Origin of the sequence: Bradyrhizobium sp. Y36 (assembly GCF_002531575.1) — a bacterium.
Lineage (GTDB): Bacteria > Pseudomonadota > Alphaproteobacteria > Rhizobiales > Xanthobacteraceae > Bradyrhizobium.
Window position 1 is genome coordinate 107878 of the sequence record NZ_NWTI01000015.1, and the last position, 17848, is coordinate 125725.

A 17848-nucleotide genomic window follows, 5' to 3' on the forward strand; every position below is an offset into this window, starting at 1 on the left:
TCTTTTTCGGCAACGCCTTCTTCGGCGGCGTCTTGGCCACCCGCGCCTTTTTGGTCTGCCTCACGTGAATCCGTTTCTGGTCGTAAACCGTCGTCAACTGAACGCCAGTCGCCCTCATTCCGATTCGGCGACGTCGCGCCTTGCATATGAGATTTGCCCGGGGAACGCACGCCCGGTGGCAACGTTCAGCACGGCGCTGCGATCCCGCCACGAGGGTCGTTTGATCGAGCTGTGGATGGGAACTGACGCGGCGCGGGATCTGCGTCTGTCGACGCGACGCTTGGCGCGATTGTAAACACCCTGCGCGCAAGAAGATACGAAAAACCCCAGCGCTTGGAGCCACGCTGGGGCGTTTCGTTCAAAATGAATTGGTCAAGCAATGACGTCTTCATAGCAGCAACTTCGCCGCGCGCTTGTGAACTGGATCACACATCATCCGGCAAACAAAAACGACCTCAGCGCGGGGGCTGAGGTCGCCAGCCCTTGCGGGGAAGGTTTACTCGCGGCCCCTGGGGCTTTGGGGCTTGGGGATGGACCGAGAGCCAGGATTCGACGCCTGCCAGGCCCGGTCGTTCCAAAACTCCCGGCCGGGCGTTGGCCGGGGCCGGCACATCCCGCCCCCACCACGCCGGAGCGGAATACCGCATTCCCTGTTTGAGCACGCACGCACCTCGCGCTACGATGTTCCTTTTACGGAGGCTCATTTGAAACCATTGATTTTCATCGCCGCCATCGCGGTGCTTGCGACGGCGCCGGCCCGCTCGCAGCCACTGGTCGATCCGAACAAGGTTGCCCCTGAATATCGCGAGGCCGCCGAGAAGCGCCGGGCCGAGCAGTTGCGGCAGCGCGAATGCGCATTGAAGGCGGACCTCGAGAAGGTGCTGCCCAGGGATCGCACCGCCTTTCTGAACCATTGCCTGGACGCGATGGCGGCCAAGCAATAGCGGCGGGCGGCCGCTTTCAAACAGCATCGTCTGCGACCGCAGGACGGTGCTTGGCCGCGCGCGTTCTGCGACATCCGGCCGCGAAAGCCTTCAGGCTTTCTTCAGACATTTGGGATGTGCTGGCGATCCATTTTCAAAAGTCATTGTTGTCCGCGCATGAGTTCAGTCCAAATTCAATGCACGCGGTGCAAGAACGTGTTCCGCGATCGCGCCGGGCGGTTGCAGGACGGCTATTCCAGGCAATGTCCAAGCTGCGAAGTGGTGCTGTTCTTCGCCGAGGACTCCCAACATCCCTTCATCAAGCGCGCGATGCGCGATGCGCGCAAGGTCCGCAAGGAGGTGCGCGAGCTCGAGGCCGCGAAGCTTGCTGCGCCCGAACCGCGGGGCACGCAGTCGAGGAGGTTCGCCGGGCGGACGCGATCGGCGGAACGCGAGGACTAGCTCACCGCTTCTGCTTCCTCGGAAACAGGCGGTCGCGGATGTAGCGCGAGGTCGGCGTCAGGCGGAGGCCGCGCGGCTTCTGCCAGGCGGCGCGGTCGATCTCCTTCTTGTCGCCGATCGCCAGCCTGCCCTTGGCCGTCTTGGCAATGAAGATCGCATCGCTCATCTTGCGGCCGGAACGCTTGTTCCTCGCTTTCACTTCCTTCCAGAGGCTGATCCTGCCGAGCTTCAGCTTGGGCAGCTCCTCCTTGATCTCCCGACGCAGGCAGTCCTTGTCGGACTCGCGCGCCCGCTTGCGGCCGCCCGGGAACATCCACAGGCCGTCCGACCGGCGTCTGACCAACAATACCTTGCCGCGCCTCGCGGCAACCAGCTTGGAAGACTTCGCCATCGCTGCCGTCATTGAAACAGAATCGTCCCGATCGTAACTTGTCTAGTCGAACAGACAAGTTCGCGGCGTGCTTTGATCACAGCTGCGCGCCGTCGGGTGCTGGCGCGGCGCCTCGGGCGGATCGCGCAGATCGGGGCGAGATCAGCTCTTGCCCGCCCCTGCCCGGTCCTCGGTCCTGATCCAGGCCATCATCATCTCCCAGGCCACGGACAGGATGATCGGCCCGATGAACAGGCCGACGATGCCGTGGGCGAGCGTGCCGCCGATCACGCCGACGAAGATCACGATGGTCGGCGTGGTCAGGCCGCGCCCCATGACGAGCGGTTTCAGCATGGTGTCGATGAAACCGACGACGACGAGAAACACGGTGAGCAGCAGCGCCGTGGTGACGTCCTTGGCGGTCCAGATCCAGATGATCACCGGCAGCAGCACGAGGAAGGCGCCGATCTGCACGATCGAGAGCAGCAGCACGATGAAGGCGAGAAGGCCGGCGCTCGGCACCGCCGCGAGCTTGAAGCCGATGCCGGCGAGCAACGCCTGCACGATCGCAACGCCGATTACGCCCTGCGCCACCGCGCGGATGGTCGCGCCGGCGAGCCCGAGGAAATGCTCGCTCTGCTCGGGCACGATGCGAAACAGGAAGCCGCGGCCGGCCGCGACGAACCTCGGCCCATGCGGAAACAGGAAGCCGGCCACGAACACCGAGACCAGGAACTGCAGCGTGCCGACGCCGGCATCGCCCGCCAGCGACAGCATCGGGCCGGCCAGCGGCTGGAGATACGGGGCGACCTCGCGCACCACCGCGCGGACATTGGTATAGGCCTGGTCCCAGAGATCGTAGAGCCAGGGGCCGACCAGCGGCCACGATTTGAGCTGCTCGGGCGCTGCCTGAAGCGCCAGATCGCCGGTGCCGAGCTGGTTTGCCAGCTCGCGCACGCCATCCACCGCGCTGATGCCGAGCCAGGTCGCCGGACCGATGACGATGCCGAGCGTGATCAGCGTCAGGATGGCCGCTGCGGTCTTGGGCCGGCCGCCAAGCACTTTGGCGACCCAGCTGAAGGCCGGATAGAACGCGACCGCGAGCACCCCGCTCCAGGCCAGGATCGGCACGAAGGGGCGGATGATCAGGAAGGTCCAGATGATCAGCAGGGCCAACAGGCCGAGCCGGATCACGAGCTGGATGACGTCCTCTCCCGTGAGGAGTTGACGGAGACTTTTCACGGGCACTGCTTTCCTTGCGGCATGGACGCGGGTTCCGGCGCTGGCACCCCCCGAGGTTATTGCCAGCCGCGCATCAGCCGTCAAGACGAGGCGCGGGCTCCCTGCCCCGCCGTTAGGAACGCTTTGGCCCCTTCGGCATTCCGAGACGATGACACGCCGCCCCGGAGAGCCTGACGCGCACGCGGGAATTCACCGCGGCGTCCACTATTCGCTGAGGCGGAACGCCGCGCCCGGCTATTGGCGCTATGCCTATGCCATCAGCGACAGGGTTCGCGCCGGGCGGGTGCAAGGCAGGCTCCCGCTGCTCGCCATCCGGCGCGTGCAGATGTGCATCGACCGCGACATGCGCGCCCTGGGGCGCGGGAGTTCGTGACGAGCACTGCCGGCGAGACCTGCACCGCTAGAAGTGATAGTTCACGCCGATCGTGCCGGTCTGGATGTTGAGCTTCACATTGGCCGGCGTTGCCGCCAGATTGCCCGTCGTCACAGGCTGCTCGGTGATCGCGCCGAAGCCCATGTAATTGTACTCGGCCCGCACCGACCAATTCGGAATGAACATCCACTCGATGCCGCCGCCGGCGAGCCAGCCGGTGCGGTTGAAGCTGCCCGAGGCGGAGCCGGCGAGCGGACCGGCCAGGCCGTTGTTCGCGTCATATTTGTCACGGGTGAAGGCCGCGCCGCCCTTGGCGTAGAGCAGCACGCGGTCGAACGCGACGCCGAAGCGTCCGGCGACCGTGGCGACGTAGTCGTTCTTGAGCGACAGGTTGAAGCCGGCGCCGCCACCGAACGGACCGCCGGCGTTCAACGTGACGCTGGACCAGGCGCCGGTGCCCTCGAGTCCGATCACAACATTGCCGATCTGGTAGTTGCCGCCGATCTGGCCGCCGACGATACCGCCGCTGGCGGTGACCGAACTCCAGGTCGAGGTCGGATCGGTCGGATCGATGCCGGTCCACTTGCTCCAGGCACCGCCGCCATGCGCGCCGATATAGAAGCCGGTCCAGCTGAAGATTTGAGCCGCCACCGGCGCCTTCACCGATACCGGCGCGATCATGTCAGCGGCAAATGCCGGCGTTGCCAGCGACAGCAGTGCAGCCGTCAAGACGAGCTTCGTCCCCATGGTCTCCCCCCGTTGACGCGCCTCTCGACCGAGGCGACCGGGGGAAATCTAGCTGCCGGATCAGGCGCGCGCTTGGACCTGCCGGCGGCACGATTTGGACTGACCGGCGCTGCGCGAACCAGGACAATCCTGCGACGGCCGCGAACCCGGCCCGCTTTGGCTAACGGCGATTAACCGGATTTCAGCCGATCGGTTTACCCCACTGCAAAGGCCCGCAACTACCCTGCATCGAGGTCCCCAAAAACACTGCGTGCAATGGCCAACAGCATCTGGACGATCGAAGAATTCACCTGCACCGGTTGCAGCATGAACTACACCGCGACCAGGGAGGAGCACAGCGAAGCGCATGCCGGCTCCTTCAAGTGCACCATCTGCAGCGGCGTGGTGCATGCCTGGTCCGGCAAGCACCACTTCTTCGGTTGGCAGGCGGTGAAAACAACGCCGCCTGTGTTCGGACGGCGCTGGGCCGGCGCCGGCTGGTAGGCCGGAACAACGGCGCCTTCGTCATTGCGGCCTGCGTGAACTGCGGCTTCTGCTTCCCTGCGGCACCGGTTAGATTTCCGGCCCCCGCAACCGAAGCCGATAGCCAATGACCGCTCCCTTCGTTCCGCAGATCGCCCTGTACCAAAACTGGCTCGCCGAGCAGCGCGGCCTCTCCTTCGCCGATTACGAGGCGATGCGGCAATGGTCGGTGCGTGATCTCGACGGCTTCTGGCGCAGCATCTGGGACTATTACGATCTGCAGTCGCCGACGCGGTTCGAGGCCGTACTCACCGAGCGCAAGATGCCCGGCGCGGTCTGGTTTCCGGGTGCGCAAGTCAATTATGCCCGGCAGGTGTTCCGGCACGTCGACGCGGCCGATGCCGCCGGCCTGCCCGCGATCGTCAGCAGCGGCGAGGACGGCAGGATCACGGAGACGAGCTGGCCCGAGCTGCGGCGCAAGGCCGCGGCGCTTGCGCTGCATCTGAAGGAGAAGGGCATCAGGCCCGGCGACCGCGTCGCGGCCTATCTGCCCAACATTCCCGAGACCATTGTCGCGTTTCTGGCAGCCGTGAGCATCGGCGCGGTCTGGAGCGTCTGTGCGCCGGACATGGCGGCGCCCGCCGTGATCGACCGCTTCAAGCAGATCGAACCCAAAGTGCTGATCGCCTGCGACGCCGTCACCTATGCCGGCCGGCAGCACGATCGCAAGGACGTCGTTGCCGAGCTGCGGCGATCGCTGCCATCAGTCGCGCATGTCATCCTGCACAGCGAGGCCGGCGCGGTCGCTGCACCCGATGCCCGGCTCTCCGAGATCACGGCAAAGACCGGTGCTGCGATCGACGCGTTCGAGCCGATGTGGCTGCCGTTCGACCATCCGCTCTGGATCGTCTATTCCAGCGGCACCACGGGCCTGCCGAAACCGATCGTGCACGGCCATGGCGGCATCGTCATCGTGGTGCTGGCGCTGCTCGGGCTGCACAACGACATCGGCTGCTCGTACCATCCGAACTCGTTGGGCGAGCGCTATCACTGGTACTCGTCGACGGGCTGGATCATGTGGAACAGCCAGGTCGGCGGCCTGCTCAGCGGCACCACCTGCTGCATCTTCGACGGCAGCCCCGGCGGCGCCAGGGACAAGCCGGACTGGACCACGCTGTGGCGCTTCGTGGCGCGGGCGAAGGCAACCTTCTTCGGCGCGGGCGCGGCGTTCTTTGCCAACTGCGCCAAGGCCGAGATCGATCTGGCCGCGGCCGGCGATCTGTCGCGGCTGCGCTGTCTCGGCTCGACCGGCTCCCCGCTCAGCGCCGACACGCAAGGCTGGTTCAACGATCGCTTTGCAACGCTCTCGAAGACCAACGGCAGCACGGCGCAGGCGGACATCTGGTGGGCGAACATCTCCGGCGGCACCGATTTCGCCGGCGCCTTCATCGGCGGCAATCGCGAGCTGCCGCAGACGCCGGGCGCGATGCAATGCCGCCTGCTGGGGGCGGCCGTCGAGGCCTTCAGTGAACAGGGCCGCGCCGTCACCGACGAGGTCGGCGAGCTCGTCTGCACCGAGCCGATGCCGTCGATGCCGCTGTATTTCTGGAACGACAAGGACGGCGCGCGCTATCGCGCCAGCTATTTCGAGACCTATCCCGACAATTTCGACGGCAGCGGACGTGGGCCGGTGTGGCGGCACGGCGACTGGCTCAAGGTCAACCCCGATGGCTCCTGCATCATCTACGGCCGCAGCGACGCCACCATCAACCGCCATGGCCTGCGCATGGGCACCAGCGAGCTCTATTCCGCGATCGAGGCGCTGCCGGAGGTGCTCGACAGCCTCGTCGTCGACCTCGAATATCTCGGCCGCGACAGCTACATGCCGCTGTTCGTGGTGTTGCGCGAGGGTGTCATGCTCGACGCCGCGATGGAGGCGAAGATCAACAAGGCGATCGAGGCCGGCCTGTCGCGCCGCTTCCTGCCGAACGAGATCTTTGCCGTCGCCGAGATCCCGCGCACGCTGTCCGGCAAGAAGCAGGAACTGCCGGTCAAGAAGCTCCTGCTCGGCCATCCCGTCGAAAAGGTCATCAACAAGGAAGCGATGGCCAACCCCGCCTGCCTCGACTGGTATCTGGCCTTCGCACGCGACTATCTGGCGCGGACCGCGGCGTGACGGAAGATCGCCCCAATTGCGCCGGTGTCGTTTGGACTCCGTTCACCGATCGCCGCTAGATCAGGACAGATCCTTCGCGCCGAACCGCAGACATGGCCGACCTCAACGCCGTTCTCACAAGGCTCAACGACCGCCTGCTCCGCCTCGAAGGCGAGCTGTTCGTGCTGCGCTCGCTGGCGCGCGCGACGCTGACGGCGGGCGACGACCATGCGGCGCGCATGCGCAAGCTGGTCGAAGCCGCCAAGGTCGCGCTCGACGACGAGGCGAGACGCGAACTCGACAAGCCGACGCGCAAATATGTCGATGCAGCCGCCGCGCTGGTGGAAGAGTTGCTGGTCGAGCCGACGCCGGCACGACCGCTGTTCACGGTGATCGACGGCGGCAGGCGCGACTGAGCGCGCCCGCCCTGGCAGGACGATCGATTATCGCCCGTACAGTCCGGGCGGTTGCCGGCCATTCCGATAGCATTGACCGTCCGCGTAATTGTACGCGAAGCCGTCCGGGCAGAGCCCGCCGCGTCGTTGATAGCCACCATAATTTCCGTAGTATTCGTGCGGCCCGGGATTCCGCGTATAGACGCCCGGCGCATGGTAGTCGTTGGGATAGCAGCGGCCGTTCGAGTGGTTGAAATCATAGCCGTCCGGGCAGCGTCCGCCCGGAGCAGCCCTGAACTGAACCTGCTCCACCATGGGTGCCGGCGATGCCGCAGGCACGGTTGCGAAGCCAAGCAGACCAGCCAGCGCAAGAACGATCATGACGTCTCCTCCAAATCACGGGGACAAAGCCTAGCAGAATTCACGTCCCATGAAACGATCCCGAGATTGAGACATCGCAGGCCTGAACCACGCATGAACCGGTCGCGGACTGCGACGATGCGTCGTCCCTGATGTCCGAGAACCGGCTAGATCGCGGTGGAATTTTCCGCCTTGAGCCGGTTGAGGCCCGCCTCGATGATCGCGATTTCCTCGTCGATCTGGCCGATCGGGAGACTGAAATCGTAGCCGGACTTGCTCTTCAGATCGACTGCGAGCCGCTGCCTGTGCATCATCAGCTCGTCGAGGCCGCGCCGGTTCTTCAGCCGCACGTAGCTGTCGACGATCTGCTCAATGGCGCGCGGCATGAAATGTGTCCCGGCGAAAAGGCCCGCGCGGCGCACCCGCGCCGGCGGGACATTTTCGATGTCGCGGTACGCAATACAAATCCGCGACGGATTCGTCGATACGCCCGGCTGGTTGAGATCGCGTTACCATGCGATGATTTCTCGATGAGCGGGATTGAAAAGGCCGCTGACGAACGCGCCAGCGGCCCAGGCCGGGTTTAAAAACGGATGCGGATTGAAATGTCGCCAGCCCCGGTGGGCGCACTCTTATCAGCCGGGCCAGCCAACCTCTGTTAAAAACGAAACACAGGAACCGACTTATCCGACGCTTGCCGCTCCACCGTGGCCGCGCGGCAACGCTAGTCGGTGACGCAGAAATACGTGCGCGGCAATCTGCGATAGGCGCTGTAACGGTAATACGGCCGGTAGGCGTAGCCGCGATCAAGTGCCGGCGGCTCCTCGCCGTAATAGGTGCGATGATAGAAATTGAACACCGGCCCGCGGGCACAGCGATAGCCGTCCCAGGTTGGCCCCACCAAGGGCGCGATCCCGGTCTCGGGCGGCACGACGGGGTACGGCCCGCCGGCATGGGCGGGAACGGTTATGAGCAATGCCGTGAGAAGGAAAAACCAGGCGCTTCGCATGAGCTCGCTCCCGAACCGGCGCAATGCCCGCCATGGAAGCACCGGAACGCCCGGCTGCGCAATCACGGCGTTCGTCGCGCCCGGCGCCTCGGCGCATTGTTGATAACCCACGCAATCGTGGCGCGGGTGGTGACAGGGCGTCCGGACGTGTTATCGGGGGATGACGCAGTTGCGAGACCGGATCGGACCCCCATGCGCATTACCCTCGTCGGCTCCCGCCATTTTGGCGTGACCACCCTGAACATGCTCCGGGAGCACAGCGTCACGATCGTCAGGGTCGTGGTCGCCGATGCCGAGGATCGCCTCGCTGCGACCGCCAAGGCGGCCGGCATCGAGGTTGTGGTCCAGGCCAATCCGAAGCTGGTGGTGGCCTCCGAGATCGCGCCTGACACTGATCTGATCATCACGGCGCACAGCCACGCCCGGATCGGCAAGGATGCGCTCGCCGCCGCCAAGCTCGGCGGCATCGGCTATCACCCCTCGCTGCTGCCGCGCCATCGCGGCAAGGCCGCCGTGGAATGGACCATCAAGGAAGGCGATCCGATCGCCGGCGGCACGATCTACCATCTCGCCGACCGCATGGATGCCGGCGCCATCGCCGCCCAGGACTGGTGCTTCGTCAAGAAGGGCGAGACGGCGCGGGAGCTCTGGGAGCGCGCGCTGGCGCCCCTCGGGCTCAAGCTGCTCGCCGACGTGATCGACTATGCCAAAGTCCATAAGGCGTTGCCCGCCAAGACTCAGGACGAGCAGTTCGCGACCTCCGCGCCGAGTCTCTCCTGACGTTTACCCTTAACGCGAGGGGGTGTTGATTCCGCTTCGAAAATCGTCGCCGGAAATGCAAATAAACCATTGTTTCCACTGGAACAATTTTCGATTTGGCATTGCAACAAATTTCCGTCACATTTGGTCCAGATAAGCGACAGCATATCAGACACATTCAAGGACGGAATTTATGCGTTTTGCTCGCATTGCGGTGTTCTGTGCCGCTTCAGTTTTCACCGGCACCCTCGCCGCGTCCGCCTTTGCCCAGACCCCTTATGACGGCAACTGGCAGGTCACGATCGTAACCAAGAGCGGCACCTGCGAACCCACTGCGAGTTCCATGCTGACGGTCGCCGACGGCAAGATCACAGCGCCCGGCGCTAACGTTTCCGGCACCATCGGCAGCGGGGGACTTGTGAAAGTTTCGATCAATGGTGCATATGCCAACGGTCAACTCAACGGCAACGCCGGATCGGGGAAGTGGAATGGAGCATCTGCAGGCATACCGTGCAGCGGGCGATGGGAAGCATCGCGCCAATAAACCAGTTGAGGCTCGCGCCCGGAATCGGCGGCTGCTGACTGCGGCCGCCGTTTTGTTTGTGGCAGCGTTCGCGAACACCGAAACCAACGCGCAGTCCGGCCCGTTCGCGCCGATGGCGGGGAGCTGGAGCGGCAGCGGCACCGTGACGCTGGACGATGGCTCGACGGAACGGATCCGTTGTCGGGCCAAATACGCCCCGATCGGTCCCACCATGGAGATGTCGCTGACCTGCGCCAGCGACGCCTACAAGTTCAACCTCGCGGCCAGCGTCAAGGCTGAGGGAAGCGCCATCACCGGCAGCTGGTCCGAGGCTAGCCGCAACATCTCCGGCTCGCTCCAGGGCCGCGGCGGCGGCGGGAACTTCGAAGTGGTGGCCTCCGCCGCCGGCTTCAACGCCAACATTGGTCTGCGCACGAGCGGCAACAAGCAGAACGTCACGATACGCGCCGACAGCCAGTTCCGCGGCGCCAACATCTCGATGTCGAAGTAAAACAACAGGCGATCCGAGAGACGATCCGGCGACCTCGCCGGATCGTTTTTTTATGCGTTCGGCACGAACGCCGTGACTTCGATCTCGACCTTGGCCCGGTCGTCCACGAGGCCACCGATGTAGAGCAGCGTCGAAGGCGGGAAATTGCGTCCGAGCGTTTCCTTCCAGGCCGCGCCAATGCCGGCACCGGCGGCTTCATATTCGCTGCGGCTGGTCAGATACCAGGTCAGGCGGACGATGTGCTCGGGGCCGGCGCCCGCCTCGCCCAGCAGCTTGATGATCCGCTTCAGTGCAGCTCCGACCTGCGCCGCCATGTCGGGCGCGTAGCTGCCCGTCTCGTCGCCGCCGGTCTGGCCGGCCAGAACCACCCAGCGGCCCGGTCCTTCGACGACGACGCCATGGGAAAAGCCGCGCGGTTTCGTCCATTCGGCTGGCTGCAAGATGCGCATGAGCGAAGCTCTCCCTTTTCTTGTTGTTCGATGCAGCCTTAGCACGTCCGCCTGCATCGCTGCATCCGCAGATTTGGCCGTTGCAAACGGCGGCGATGTCGCCGATACCGGCCGTCCCTTCGCACTTTCCATCCTCCAGCACCCTGCCCCAGCATCCTGCCCCGATGAGCGCGACACCGTCCAAAACGATGGCTGCATTCTGGATGGCCGGCTGGCTGGCGCTGATGCTTGTGATGGCGGTCGCCGGCCGCGAGACCACGCGCGAGCTCAACGTTTTCCAGATCATGGAAGTGCGTTCGGTGATCGGGTTCACGCTGCTGTTGCCGATCATCTTCCGCGCCGGCGGCTTCAAGGCGGTGGCAACCCAGCGCCTGCACCAGCACCTGGCACGCAACGGTGTGCATTATTTCGCACAGCTCGGCTGGTTCTACGCACTGACGCTGATCGGAATCGGCCAGGTCGTCGCAATCGAGTTCACCATGCCGATCTGGACCGCCGTGCTGGCTGCGACGTTCCTGTCCGAGCGCATGACGATCTGGAAGATCGCCGCTGTCGTGCTCGGCATCATCGGCGTCGTCATGATCGTGCGGCCCGCCACCAGCGAGATCAATCCAGGTCAGTTGATCGCGCTCGGCGCCGCGATCGGCTTCAGCATTTCCATGATTCTTGCGAAATCTTTGACCCGGACCGAGAGCGCGTTGTCGATCCTGTTCTGGATGATCGTGGTGCAATTTGTGATGGGCCTGTTGCCGACGCTCTTCGTCTGGACCTGGCCGTCGGCCTATCTCTGGGGCTGGCTGTTCGTCATCGGGGTCTGCGGCACTTTCTCGCATTATTGCCTTGCCAGCGCACTCCGATACGCCGACGCGACGATCGTGGTTCCCATGGACTTCCTGCGGGTTCCGCTGACGGCGACCGCGGGCTGGCTGCTCTACTCCGAACGGCTCGACGCCTGGACGGTGCTGGGCGCGGTGCTGATCCTGTGCGGCAATCTCCTGAATTTGAAGCCGGCCCCCTCGGTTCCCGCCCGCGCGCGCTGAACCTCCCGCCGCCTTGCGCGACAAAACAAAGTGGCCGTGTGATTTGGATCACGTTGGGGAATCAACCCACCGTGCACATTCGGCCACACAGCATCGGGTTGAACGCAACGGACTGCCGTTTTGGTGGCACGACGTCGGGCACTTCGTGTACGTTCGTTGCCAATCTGATGCTGCCTGCAATTCGATTCTGGGGATTTCAGAATGCGCTATCTCACCCTCCTCGCGTCGCTGATGTGCATGGCTCTGTCGGTCAGTGCCGCGAAGGCTGACCGCCGCGTCGCCTTCGTCGTCGGCAACGGCTCCTACAAGAACGTCGCGCAATTGCCGAACCCGCCGATCGACGCCAAAGCGATGGCATCGACGCTGCGCAATGTCGGCTTCGAGGTCATCGAAGGGTCCAATCTCAGCCGCGACCAGATGACGGAGAAGCTGCTCGACTTCGGCCGCAAGGCGCAAGGCTCGGACATCGCGCTGTTCTATTATGCCGGCCACGGCATCGCCGTCAGCGGCACCAATTACCTGCTGCCTGTCGACGCCGACATCAAGTCGGAGATGGACGTCAAGCTGGGCGCCGCCATCAACATCGACCTGACGCTCGAGCAGACCATGGGCGATGCCAAGGTCAAGCTCGTCTTCCTCGATGCCTGCCGCGACAATCCGTTCGCCGCCAAGATCAAGTCGAACTCGGCGACCCGCAGCGTCAACGTGCAGAGCGGTCTCGCCGAGATGAAGTCCGGCGAAGGCACCCTGATCGCATTCGCCACCGGCCCCGGCCAGACCGCGCTCGACGGTCAGGAGGGCAACAACAGCCCGTTCACCCGCGCGCTGATCGACAACATCACCAAGCCCGGCGTCGAGATCCAGCAGGCGATGACGTCGGTGCGCGCCCAGGTCAATGAAGAGACCCGCAAGGGCCAGCTGCCCTGGGGCCATACCAACCTGACCGGCTCGGTCTATCTCAACCAGGCTCCGACCGCGCAGGTCGCCAACGCGGCCCCGACCGCGACCGGCATCGTGCCGGCAGCAACCGGCGGCTCGGACGGCGTCGAGCTCGAATACTGGCGCTCGGTGAAGGAATCAAACAAGCCGGAAGAGCTCAACGCCTATCTCTCCGCCTATCCGAACGGCCAGTTCAAGGCGCTGGCGCTGGCGCGCCTCGCCGCGATCAAGAGCGGCCCGTCGACCGCGACGCGTACCCTCAACGCCGGCGTCGATCCGGCCACCTTCACCGATGAGTCCACCCAGGTCACTGAAGACCAGATCGGCCTCGACAAGAACAAGCGCCGCGACGTGCAGCGTCGACTGACGGCGCTCGGCTTCGACACCAAGCAGACCGGCGTGTTCGACGACGAAACGCGATCCGTGCTCAAGCGCTGGCAGACGGCGCGCGGCTACCCCTCGTCGGGCTACCTCAACAAGCTTCAGCACAAGGCCCTGCTCTCGGAGATCGTGGCTGCCCCGGCGACCGCGAGCGACACCAGCCAGAAGCCGGCCCGGCGCGCCGCCAGCAGCGCCCCGGCTCAGAGCAGCGCGCCTGCGCCGGCTCCGCAACACCGCAGCAATCCCGGCGATGCGGCCGGTGCAGCCTTCGTGGGCGGTGTCGTCGGCGGCATGATGGGCGGCATGTTCCGCCGCTGAGCCGCGGCGCGATCGAAAACACAAAAGCCCGGCTCGCGCCGGGCTTTTCCTTTGGTGCGAAGGTGGTGCCACACACTCCGTCACTGCGAGCGCAGTCGATCTCTACTTCCCAGCCGCTTTCCGCAGCGCCTCGTTGATACGGTCCTGCCAGCCGGGCCCGCCCTCCTGGAAGAACTCCAGCACGTCCTGGTCGATCCGGAGCGTAACCTGCTCCTTGATCCCCGGCGCCACGTTCTGCTTCGGCGGCGCGGCGGCGACCTTGGCCGTCACCTTCTTGAACGCCGCCTCAGCTTCGGTCCTTGCATCGCCGAGCGTACGCGGCCGCCTCGTGGGTTGATCGGCCATGTCCTAGATTCCCTCAAACAGCGCCGTGGAAAGATACCGCTCCGAGAACGACGGCACGATCGCCAGGATGGTCTTTCCCGCCGCTTCCGGCCGCTTGCCGATCTCGAGCGCAGCCGCAATCGCCGCGCCCGAGGAAATGCCGCCGGGAATGCCCTCATGCCGCGCCAGCGCGCGCGAAGTCTCGATCGCCGTCGTCGAATTGATCTTCACGATCTCGTCGATCACCGAGCGGTCGAGAATGTCAGGCACGAAGCCGGCGCCGATGCCCTGGATCTTGTGCGGCGTATGCTGCCCGCCCGACAGCACCGGACTCTCCTCCGGCTCGACCGCGACCACACGCAATGAGGCCTTGCGCGGCTTCAGCACCTGGCCGACGCCGGTGATCGTGCCGCCGGTGCCGACGCCGGCGACGAAGTAATCGATGTTACCGCCGGTATCGTTCCAGATCTCCTCCGCCGTGGTCCGGCGGTGCACCTCGGGATTGGCGAGGTTCTTGAACTGCTGCGGCATCACCGAGTTCGGCGTCGTCTTCAACAGCTCCTCGGCGGCAGCGATCGCCCCCTTCATGCCCTGCGCCGCCGGCGTCAGCACCAGCTCGGCGCCGAGAAAGGCCAGCATCTTGCGCCGCTCGATCGACATCGATTCCGGCATCACCAGCTTGAGGCGGTAGCCACGCGAAGCCGCCACGAAGGCGAGCGCGATGCCGGTGTTGCCGGAGGTCGGCTCGATCAGGACTGTGTCCGGCTTGACGATACCCGCCTTCTCCATCGCGATGATCATGGCCGCGCCGATGCGGTCCTTCACGCTTGCGGCCGGATTGAAATATTCAAGTTTTGCCAGAATCGTCGCATTCACGCCGTGCATGCCGGGCAGCCGGCGCAACCGCACGATCGGCGTATTGCCGAAGGCGTCGACAATCGAGTCATAGATCCGGCCGCGGCCGGGTTGGTGCGCTGCACCCGTGGTGGACGATGCGTCCATGATGAACTCCCTGTGGCGACAATTGGCGCGTCTGCGCGGCCCATGCGCAGTTACGGATAGCCTGCGACGACACGCAAGCGACAATGCGGTACATGTTAAATACGCTGCATCGCAAAATCGCGTGAGCTTTAATTAGCAGAAAACCAACGCATTTGTGTTGCGACATCGTCAACTGATTCTGCTTATGTTAGACTTAGGTCTCAAAGCAGGGAGGTCACCACGATGTCAGCTGTTGCTGAAGTGATGTCGACCGTAGCGCTTAGGCGTGATCCGCGTTGCAGCGAGTTGCCGACCTGTCCCGTCTGCGCCGACTCCATGGTCGCAGCCGAAGCATCTGCCTACGTCTCGGACCACGTGATCAGCTATCTCTGGACTTGCGACAATTGCGGCTACGGCTTCGTCACCAAGCACGCCGTCAAGCAGCGGATCGTGTGCAATTGATCCTTGATTGACCTAGCGCGGGGCGATATCGCCCCTCGCCCAGTCCTCGCGCGTACGCCGATAGAACTCGTCAAACGTTCCCTGCACAATCGCGTCTCTAATGCCCTGCATCAGGAACTGGTAGTAGGCGATATTGATTTCGGACAGCAGCATCGCTCCCAGCGTCTCGCCCGCCTTGACGAGATGGTGCAGATAGGCACGCGCATAGTTGCGCGCCGACGGCCACGCGCTCTCCTCGTCGAGGGGACGAGGATCGTCGGCGTGCCGCGCATTGCGCAAATTCACCTGGCCGAAGCGCGTGAAGGCGACGCCGTGCCGGCCATTGCGCGTCGGCATCACGCAATCGAACATGTCGATGCCACGCTTCACGGCTTCGAGGATGTCGTCGGGCGTGCCGACGCCCATCAGATAGCGCGGGCGCTCCTTCGGCAGCAGCGGCGCGGTCTCGTCGATCATGGCCAGCATCACCGCCTGCGGCTCGCCGACGGCAAGGCCGCCGATCGCATAGCCGTGGAAGCCGATCGCGACCAGGCCCTGCGCGCTCGCATGACGAAACTGCGGCACGTCGCCGCCCTGCACGATCCCGAACAGCATGTAGCCGTCTGGCGCACTCTCGAAGGCACGCTTGCTTCGCTCGGCCCAGCGCAGCGACAATTGCATCGCACGCTCGATGTCGGCGTGCTCGGCCGGCAGCCGCACGCACTCGTCCATCTGCATCGCGATGTCGGAGCCGAGCAGGCGCTGCACCTCGATCGAGCGCTCCGGCGACAGCTCGACCTTGGCGCCGTCGATATGCGAGCGGAAGGTGACAGCGTTCTCGGTGACCTTGCGCAGGTCCGACAGCGACATCACCTGGAAGCCGCCGGAATCCGTCAACATCGGGCCGTTCCAGCCGGTGAACTTCTGCAGGCCGCCGAGCGCTGCGATCCGCTCGGCACTCGGGCGCAGCATCAGATGATAGGTGTTGCCGAGCACGATGTCGGCACCGGCATCGCGCACCTCGCGCCAGTGCATGCCCTTCATGGCACCGGCTGTGCCGACCGGCATGAAGGCTGGCGTCCGAACCACGCCATGCGGTGTGGTCAGGCGCCCCGTGCGCGCGGCGCCATCGGTGGCGAGCAACTCAAAGTGATTGGGAAGGTCATTGTCGGGAGTCATGGCGGTGCTTATTGCGTGTTGGAAGAGGCCGATCAACCCGCCCATGTCGTGCCGCGAGCCGGCTTCTGCCTCAGACTGGGACACAATCGCGGCGGATATCCGCGCCTCCGCCCTTGTTAAACAAAACGATACCGTGTAGTTTTATCACAGGGGTTGGACGAGATGCCGCGGCGAGGTTTGCCGGCGGCGGGAATTGCGTGATCGCCAGCCACCGACAATGCCTCTGCCTTCGTGTTCGACTGACGCCTTCGGCCATTTGCAGGACCGGATCAGACCGGCCCGCCGGCTGACCGCAGCCCTGGCCCTGACCGTGAGCCTCGCGCTCGGCGCCTGTACGTCCCTGCCCCGCACGCCGTACACCGCCGCCGAGGCCAGCACGTCGCGCGTGCTCGCGATCGATGGCCTCAGGCGTTACGCCGACGACCCCGTCACCAAGTTCAGCTTCGAGAAGGACACCAGCACCGCGACCAGGTCCTATCTGGCGCTCTCCGGCGGCGGTGCCGACGGCGCCTACGGCGTCGGCGTGCTCAACGGCTGGACCGCGGCGAGAACCCGCCCCGCCTTCTCCGTCGTCTCGGGCGTCAGCACCGGCGGCCTGATCGCGCCGTTCGCGTTTCTCGGCCCGCAATACGACGACACGCTGAAGGAGGTCTACACCAGCGGCATCGCCGAAAGCCTGCTGAGCGACCCCAGCATCATGCGCGTGCTGTTCGGATCCGGCCTGTTCGGCAACACGCGGCTGCGCGAGCTCGTCGCCCGCTATGTCGGGTCTGAGATCCTGGCGCAGGTCGCGCGCGAGAACGCCAAGGGACGCAAGCTGCTGATCGTGACCACCGATCTCGACACCCAGCGCACCGCGATCTGGGACATGGGCAAGATCGCCGCCGTCGGCACGCCCGAGGCGCTCAAGCTGTTTCGCGACGTGATGGCGGCCTCTGCCAGCATTCCCCTGGTGTTTCCGCCGATCATGATCGACGCCGAGGGCGAGGGCCGCAAGTTTCAGGAGATGCATGTCGACGGCGGCGTGACCGCGCCGGTGCTGACGCTGCCGGAAGCCCTGCTCTTCCAGGGCAGCCGACTGCCGGGCAGCGCAAAGATGGACATCTACATCCTCGTCAACAAAAAGATCGAACGCAATTTCGAGCTCGTCTCCAACGGCACCATCGACGTCGCCTCGCGCAGCCTGTCGGCGATCACGCAATCGCAAACGCGCTCGATCATTTACTCGACCTACGATTTCGCCAAGCGAAACCGTCTCGGCTTTCATCTTTCCTACATCGCGCGCGAATATCCGGCGCCGCCGTCGGAAGGGTTCGACACCGCCTATATGCGGGCGCTCTATCAATACGGATATGACAAGGCCGCGTCCGGGCAGGCCTGGACCTCCACGGTGCCGTGAGGTTTGGTGGAGGAACGCCGGTCTGCTGAAACCGTTGACGATACGGCCAGTTCGGCCAGATTCGCGATGACGCCTCGCCTCCTGCGCGATATAGAGCGAATGACGA

At 64.7% G+C, this 17848-nt stretch carries 23 protein-coding genes; 13 read left to right on the forward strand and 10 right to left on the reverse strand.

Annotated features, from left to right (window positions below; all coding sequences use genetic code 11):
• Nucleotides 1–704 precede the first annotated feature (704 nt).
• Both CO669_RS23405 and CO669_RS23410 read left to right on the forward strand, forming a co-directional pair.
• Complete coding sequence (locus tag CO669_RS23405) at nucleotides 705–944, forward strand: hypothetical protein (RefSeq protein WP_097662296.1); 240 nt, start codon at nucleotides 705–707, stop codon at nucleotides 942–944.
• 195 nt (nucleotides 945–1139) lie between these two features.
• Complete coding sequence (locus tag CO669_RS23410) at nucleotides 1140–1385, forward strand: hypothetical protein (protein ID WP_502694507.1); 246 nt, start codon at nucleotides 1140–1142, stop codon at nucleotides 1383–1385.
• A 1-nt stretch (nucleotide 1386) separates the two neighbouring features.
• Here CO669_RS23410 and CO669_RS23415 read toward each other — a convergent pair whose 3' ends face one another.
• Both CO669_RS23415 and CO669_RS23420 read right to left on the reverse strand, forming a co-directional pair.
• Nucleotides 1387–1776: an NUDIX hydrolase gene (locus tag CO669_RS23415; RefSeq protein ID WP_097662298.1), complete on the reverse strand. Its 390-nt coding sequence runs from the start codon at nucleotides 1774–1776 to the stop codon at nucleotides 1387–1389.
• A 141-nt stretch (nucleotides 1777–1917) separates the two neighbouring features.
• Nucleotides 1918–3003, reverse strand: coding sequence for an AI-2E family transporter (locus CO669_RS23420; protein WP_097662299.1), 1086 nt, complete (start codon nucleotides 3001–3003; stop codon nucleotides 1918–1920).
• 142 nt (nucleotides 3004–3145) lie between these two features.
• On the opposite strand from CO669_RS23420, the gene CO669_RS23425 reads away from it, so the two are divergent.
• A complete protein-coding gene (locus CO669_RS23425; protein ID WP_097662300.1) occupies nucleotides 3146–3370 on the forward strand; it encodes a hypothetical protein in 225 nt (74 codons plus the stop codon).
• Between the two features lie 27 nt (nucleotides 3371–3397).
• Here the strand turns inward: CO669_RS23425 and CO669_RS23430 are convergent, their stop codons facing one another.
• A complete protein-coding gene (locus tag CO669_RS23430) occupies nucleotides 3398–4117 on the reverse strand; it encodes an outer membrane protein (protein ID WP_198964219.1) in 720 nt (239 codons plus the stop codon).
• A 255-nt stretch (nucleotides 4118–4372) separates the two neighbouring features.
• Between CO669_RS23430 and CO669_RS23435 the strand changes: the two genes are divergently transcribed.
• The 3 genes from CO669_RS23435 to CO669_RS23445 all read left to right on the forward strand — a co-directional run bounded on the left by CO669_RS23435 (nucleotide 4373) and on the right by CO669_RS23445 (nucleotide 7150).
• The gene (locus CO669_RS23435) at nucleotides 4373–4600 is read left to right on the forward strand and encodes a hypothetical protein (RefSeq protein ID WP_097662301.1); all 228 of its coding nucleotides are present in this window, start codon (nucleotides 4373–4375) and stop codon (nucleotides 4598–4600) included.
• Between the two features lie 106 nt (nucleotides 4601–4706).
• Nucleotides 4707–6755 carry an acetoacetate--CoA ligase gene (locus tag CO669_RS23440; protein WP_097662302.1) on the forward strand — a complete coding sequence of 683 codons (2049 nt, stop codon included), beginning with the start codon at nucleotides 4707–4709 and terminating at the stop codon, nucleotides 6753–6755.
• Between the two features lie 92 nt (nucleotides 6756–6847).
• Nucleotides 6848–7150: a hypothetical protein gene (locus CO669_RS23445; protein WP_097662303.1), complete on the forward strand. Its 303-nt coding sequence runs from the start codon at nucleotides 6848–6850 to the stop codon at nucleotides 7148–7150.
• Between the two features lie 27 nt (nucleotides 7151–7177).
• Here CO669_RS23445 and CO669_RS23450 read toward each other — a convergent pair whose 3' ends face one another.
• The 3 genes from CO669_RS23450 to CO669_RS36420 all read right to left on the reverse strand — a co-directional run bounded on the left by CO669_RS23450 (nucleotide 7178) and on the right by CO669_RS36420 (nucleotide 8393).
• Nucleotides 7178–7510 (reverse strand): hypothetical protein, encoded by a 333-nt coding sequence (locus tag CO669_RS23450; RefSeq protein ID WP_097662304.1) that lies wholly within the window; start codon nucleotides 7508–7510, stop codon nucleotides 7178–7180.
• A gap of 146 nt (nucleotides 7511–7656) precedes the next feature.
• A complete protein-coding gene (locus CO669_RS23455; protein ID WP_097662305.1) occupies nucleotides 7657–7875 on the reverse strand; it encodes a hypothetical protein in 219 nt (72 codons plus the stop codon).
• A 338-nt stretch (nucleotides 7876–8213) separates the two neighbouring features.
• Entirely contained in the window at nucleotides 8214–8393 is a 180-nt protein-coding gene (locus CO669_RS36420; RefSeq protein ID WP_245444451.1) for a hypothetical protein, read from the reverse strand.
• Between the two features lie 297 nt (nucleotides 8394–8690).
• Here CO669_RS36420 and CO669_RS23465 point away from each other — a divergent pair, with 297 nt between their 5' ends.
• The 3 genes from CO669_RS23465 to CO669_RS23475 all read left to right on the forward strand — a co-directional run bounded on the left by CO669_RS23465 (nucleotide 8691) and on the right by CO669_RS23475 (nucleotide 10291).
• A complete protein-coding gene (locus CO669_RS23465; RefSeq protein ID WP_097662306.1) occupies nucleotides 8691–9278 on the forward strand; it encodes a formyltransferase family protein in 588 nt (195 codons plus the stop codon).
• Nucleotides 9279–9450: 172 nt separating this feature from the next.
• On the forward strand, nucleotides 9451–9801 hold the full coding sequence (locus CO669_RS23470) for a hypothetical protein (RefSeq protein WP_097662307.1): 351 nt from the start codon (nucleotides 9451–9453) through the stop codon (nucleotides 9799–9801).
• Nucleotides 9746–10291 carry a hypothetical protein gene (locus CO669_RS23475; protein WP_198964220.1) on the forward strand — a complete coding sequence of 182 codons (546 nt, stop codon included), beginning with the start codon at nucleotides 9746–9748 and terminating at the stop codon, nucleotides 10289–10291. The genes CO669_RS23470 and CO669_RS23475 overlap by 56 nt, the downstream gene beginning before the upstream one ends.
• A 50-nt stretch (nucleotides 10292–10341) precedes the next feature.
• Here CO669_RS23475 and CO669_RS23480 read toward each other — a convergent pair whose 3' ends face one another.
• Nucleotides 10342–10740, reverse strand: coding sequence for a RidA family protein (locus tag CO669_RS23480; protein ID WP_097662309.1), 399 nt, complete (start codon nucleotides 10738–10740; stop codon nucleotides 10342–10344).
• A 164-nt stretch (nucleotides 10741–10904) separates the two neighbouring features.
• Here CO669_RS23480 and CO669_RS23485 point away from each other — a divergent pair, with 164 nt between their 5' ends.
• Nucleotides 10905–11780 (forward strand): DMT family transporter, encoded by an 876-nt coding sequence (locus tag CO669_RS23485; protein ID WP_097662310.1) that lies wholly within the window; start codon nucleotides 10905–10907, stop codon nucleotides 11778–11780.
• A 201-nt stretch (nucleotides 11781–11981) separates the two neighbouring features.
• Nucleotides 11982–13418: a caspase family protein gene (locus CO669_RS23490; protein WP_097662311.1), complete on the forward strand. Its 1437-nt coding sequence runs from the start codon at nucleotides 11982–11984 to the stop codon at nucleotides 13416–13418.
• Between the two features lie 102 nt (nucleotides 13419–13520).
• Here CO669_RS23490 and CO669_RS23495 read toward each other — a convergent pair whose 3' ends face one another.
• Both CO669_RS23495 and cysK read right to left on the reverse strand, forming a co-directional pair.
• Complete coding sequence (locus CO669_RS23495) at nucleotides 13521–13763, reverse strand: BrnA antitoxin family protein (protein ID WP_097662312.1); 243 nt, start codon at nucleotides 13761–13763, stop codon at nucleotides 13521–13523.
• Between the two features lie 3 nt (nucleotides 13764–13766).
• Nucleotides 13767–14744 (reverse strand): cysteine synthase A, encoded by a 978-nt coding sequence (gene cysK, locus CO669_RS23500; protein ID WP_097662313.1) that lies wholly within the window; start codon nucleotides 14742–14744, stop codon nucleotides 13767–13769.
• A gap of 222 nt (nucleotides 14745–14966) precedes the next feature.
• Here cysK and CO669_RS23505 point away from each other — a divergent pair, with 222 nt between their 5' ends.
• Complete coding sequence (locus CO669_RS23505) at nucleotides 14967–15185, forward strand: hypothetical protein (RefSeq protein WP_094890388.1); 219 nt, start codon at nucleotides 14967–14969, stop codon at nucleotides 15183–15185.
• Nucleotides 15186–15197: 12 nt separating this feature from the next.
• On the opposite strand, the gene tgt is transcribed toward CO669_RS23505, so the two are convergent.
• The gene (gene tgt / locus CO669_RS23510; protein WP_198964221.1) at nucleotides 15198–16343 is read right to left on the reverse strand and encodes a tRNA guanosine(34) transglycosylase Tgt; all 1146 of its coding nucleotides are present in this window, start codon (nucleotides 16341–16343) and stop codon (nucleotides 15198–15200) included.
• A gap of 217 nt (nucleotides 16344–16560) precedes the next feature.
• Between tgt and CO669_RS23515 the strand changes: the two genes are divergently transcribed.
• Nucleotides 16561–17742, forward strand: coding sequence for a patatin-like phospholipase family protein (locus tag CO669_RS23515; protein ID WP_502694509.1), 1182 nt, complete (start codon nucleotides 16561–16563; stop codon nucleotides 17740–17742).
• The last annotated feature ends 106 nt before the right edge of the window (nucleotides 17743–17848 follow it).

Bases quoted from the DNA above. Each gene is read 5' to 3' on its own strand.
- CO669_RS23425 (WP_097662300.1), top strand. From the start codon at position 3,146: ATGACACGCCGCCCCGGAGAGCCTGACGCGCACGCGGGAATTCACCGC.
- tgt (WP_198964221.1), bottom strand. From the start codon at position 16,343: ATGACTCCCGACAATGACCTTCCCAATCACTTTGAGTTGCTCGCCACC.
- CO669_RS23430 (WP_198964219.1), bottom strand. From the start codon at position 4,117: ATGGGGACGAAGCTCGTCTTGACGGCTGCACTGCTGTCGCTGGCAACG.
- CO669_RS23440 (WP_097662302.1), top strand. From the start codon at position 4,707: ATGACCGCTCCCTTCGTTCCGCAGATCGCCCTGTACCAAAACTGGCTC.
- CO669_RS23505 (WP_094890388.1), top strand. From the start codon at position 14,967: ATGTCAGCTGTTGCTGAAGTGATGTCGACCGTAGCGCTTAGGCGTGAT.
- CO669_RS23485 (WP_097662310.1), top strand. From the start codon at position 10,905: ATGAGCGCGACACCGTCCAAAACGATGGCTGCATTCTGGATGGCCGGC.
- CO669_RS23475 (WP_198964220.1), top strand. From the start codon at position 9,746: ATGGAGCATCTGCAGGCATACCGTGCAGCGGGCGATGGGAAGCATCGC.
- CO669_RS23495 (WP_097662312.1), bottom strand. From the start codon at position 13,763: ATGGCCGATCAACCCACGAGGCGGCCGCGTACGCTCGGCGATGCAAGG.
- cysK (WP_097662313.1), bottom strand. From the start codon at position 14,744: ATGGACGCATCGTCCACCACGGGTGCAGCGCACCAACCCGGCCGCGGC.
- CO669_RS23465 (WP_097662306.1), top strand. From the start codon at position 8,691: ATGCGCATTACCCTCGTCGGCTCCCGCCATTTTGGCGTGACCACCCTG.
- CO669_RS23470 (WP_097662307.1), top strand. From the start codon at position 9,451: ATGCGTTTTGCTCGCATTGCGGTGTTCTGTGCCGCTTCAGTTTTCACC.
- CO669_RS23455 (WP_097662305.1), bottom strand. From the start codon at position 7,875: ATGCCGCGCGCCATTGAGCAGATCGTCGACAGCTACGTGCGGCTGAAG.
- CO669_RS23445 (WP_097662303.1), top strand. From the start codon at position 6,848: ATGGCCGACCTCAACGCCGTTCTCACAAGGCTCAACGACCGCCTGCTC.
- CO669_RS23490 (WP_097662311.1), top strand. From the start codon at position 11,982: ATGCGCTATCTCACCCTCCTCGCGTCGCTGATGTGCATGGCTCTGTCG.
- CO669_RS23450 (WP_097662304.1), bottom strand. From the start codon at position 7,510: ATGATCGTTCTTGCGCTGGCTGGTCTGCTTGGCTTCGCAACCGTGCCT.
- CO669_RS23480 (WP_097662309.1), bottom strand. From the start codon at position 10,740: ATGCGCATCTTGCAGCCAGCCGAATGGACGAAACCGCGCGGCTTTTCC.
- CO669_RS23435 (WP_097662301.1), top strand. From the start codon at position 4,373: ATGGCCAACAGCATCTGGACGATCGAAGAATTCACCTGCACCGGTTGC.
- CO669_RS23515 (WP_502694509.1), top strand. From the start codon at position 16,561: ATGCCTCTGCCTTCGTGTTCGACTGACGCCTTCGGCCATTTGCAGGAC.
- CO669_RS23415 (WP_097662298.1), bottom strand. From the start codon at position 1,776: ATGGCGAAGTCTTCCAAGCTGGTTGCCGCGAGGCGCGGCAAGGTATTG.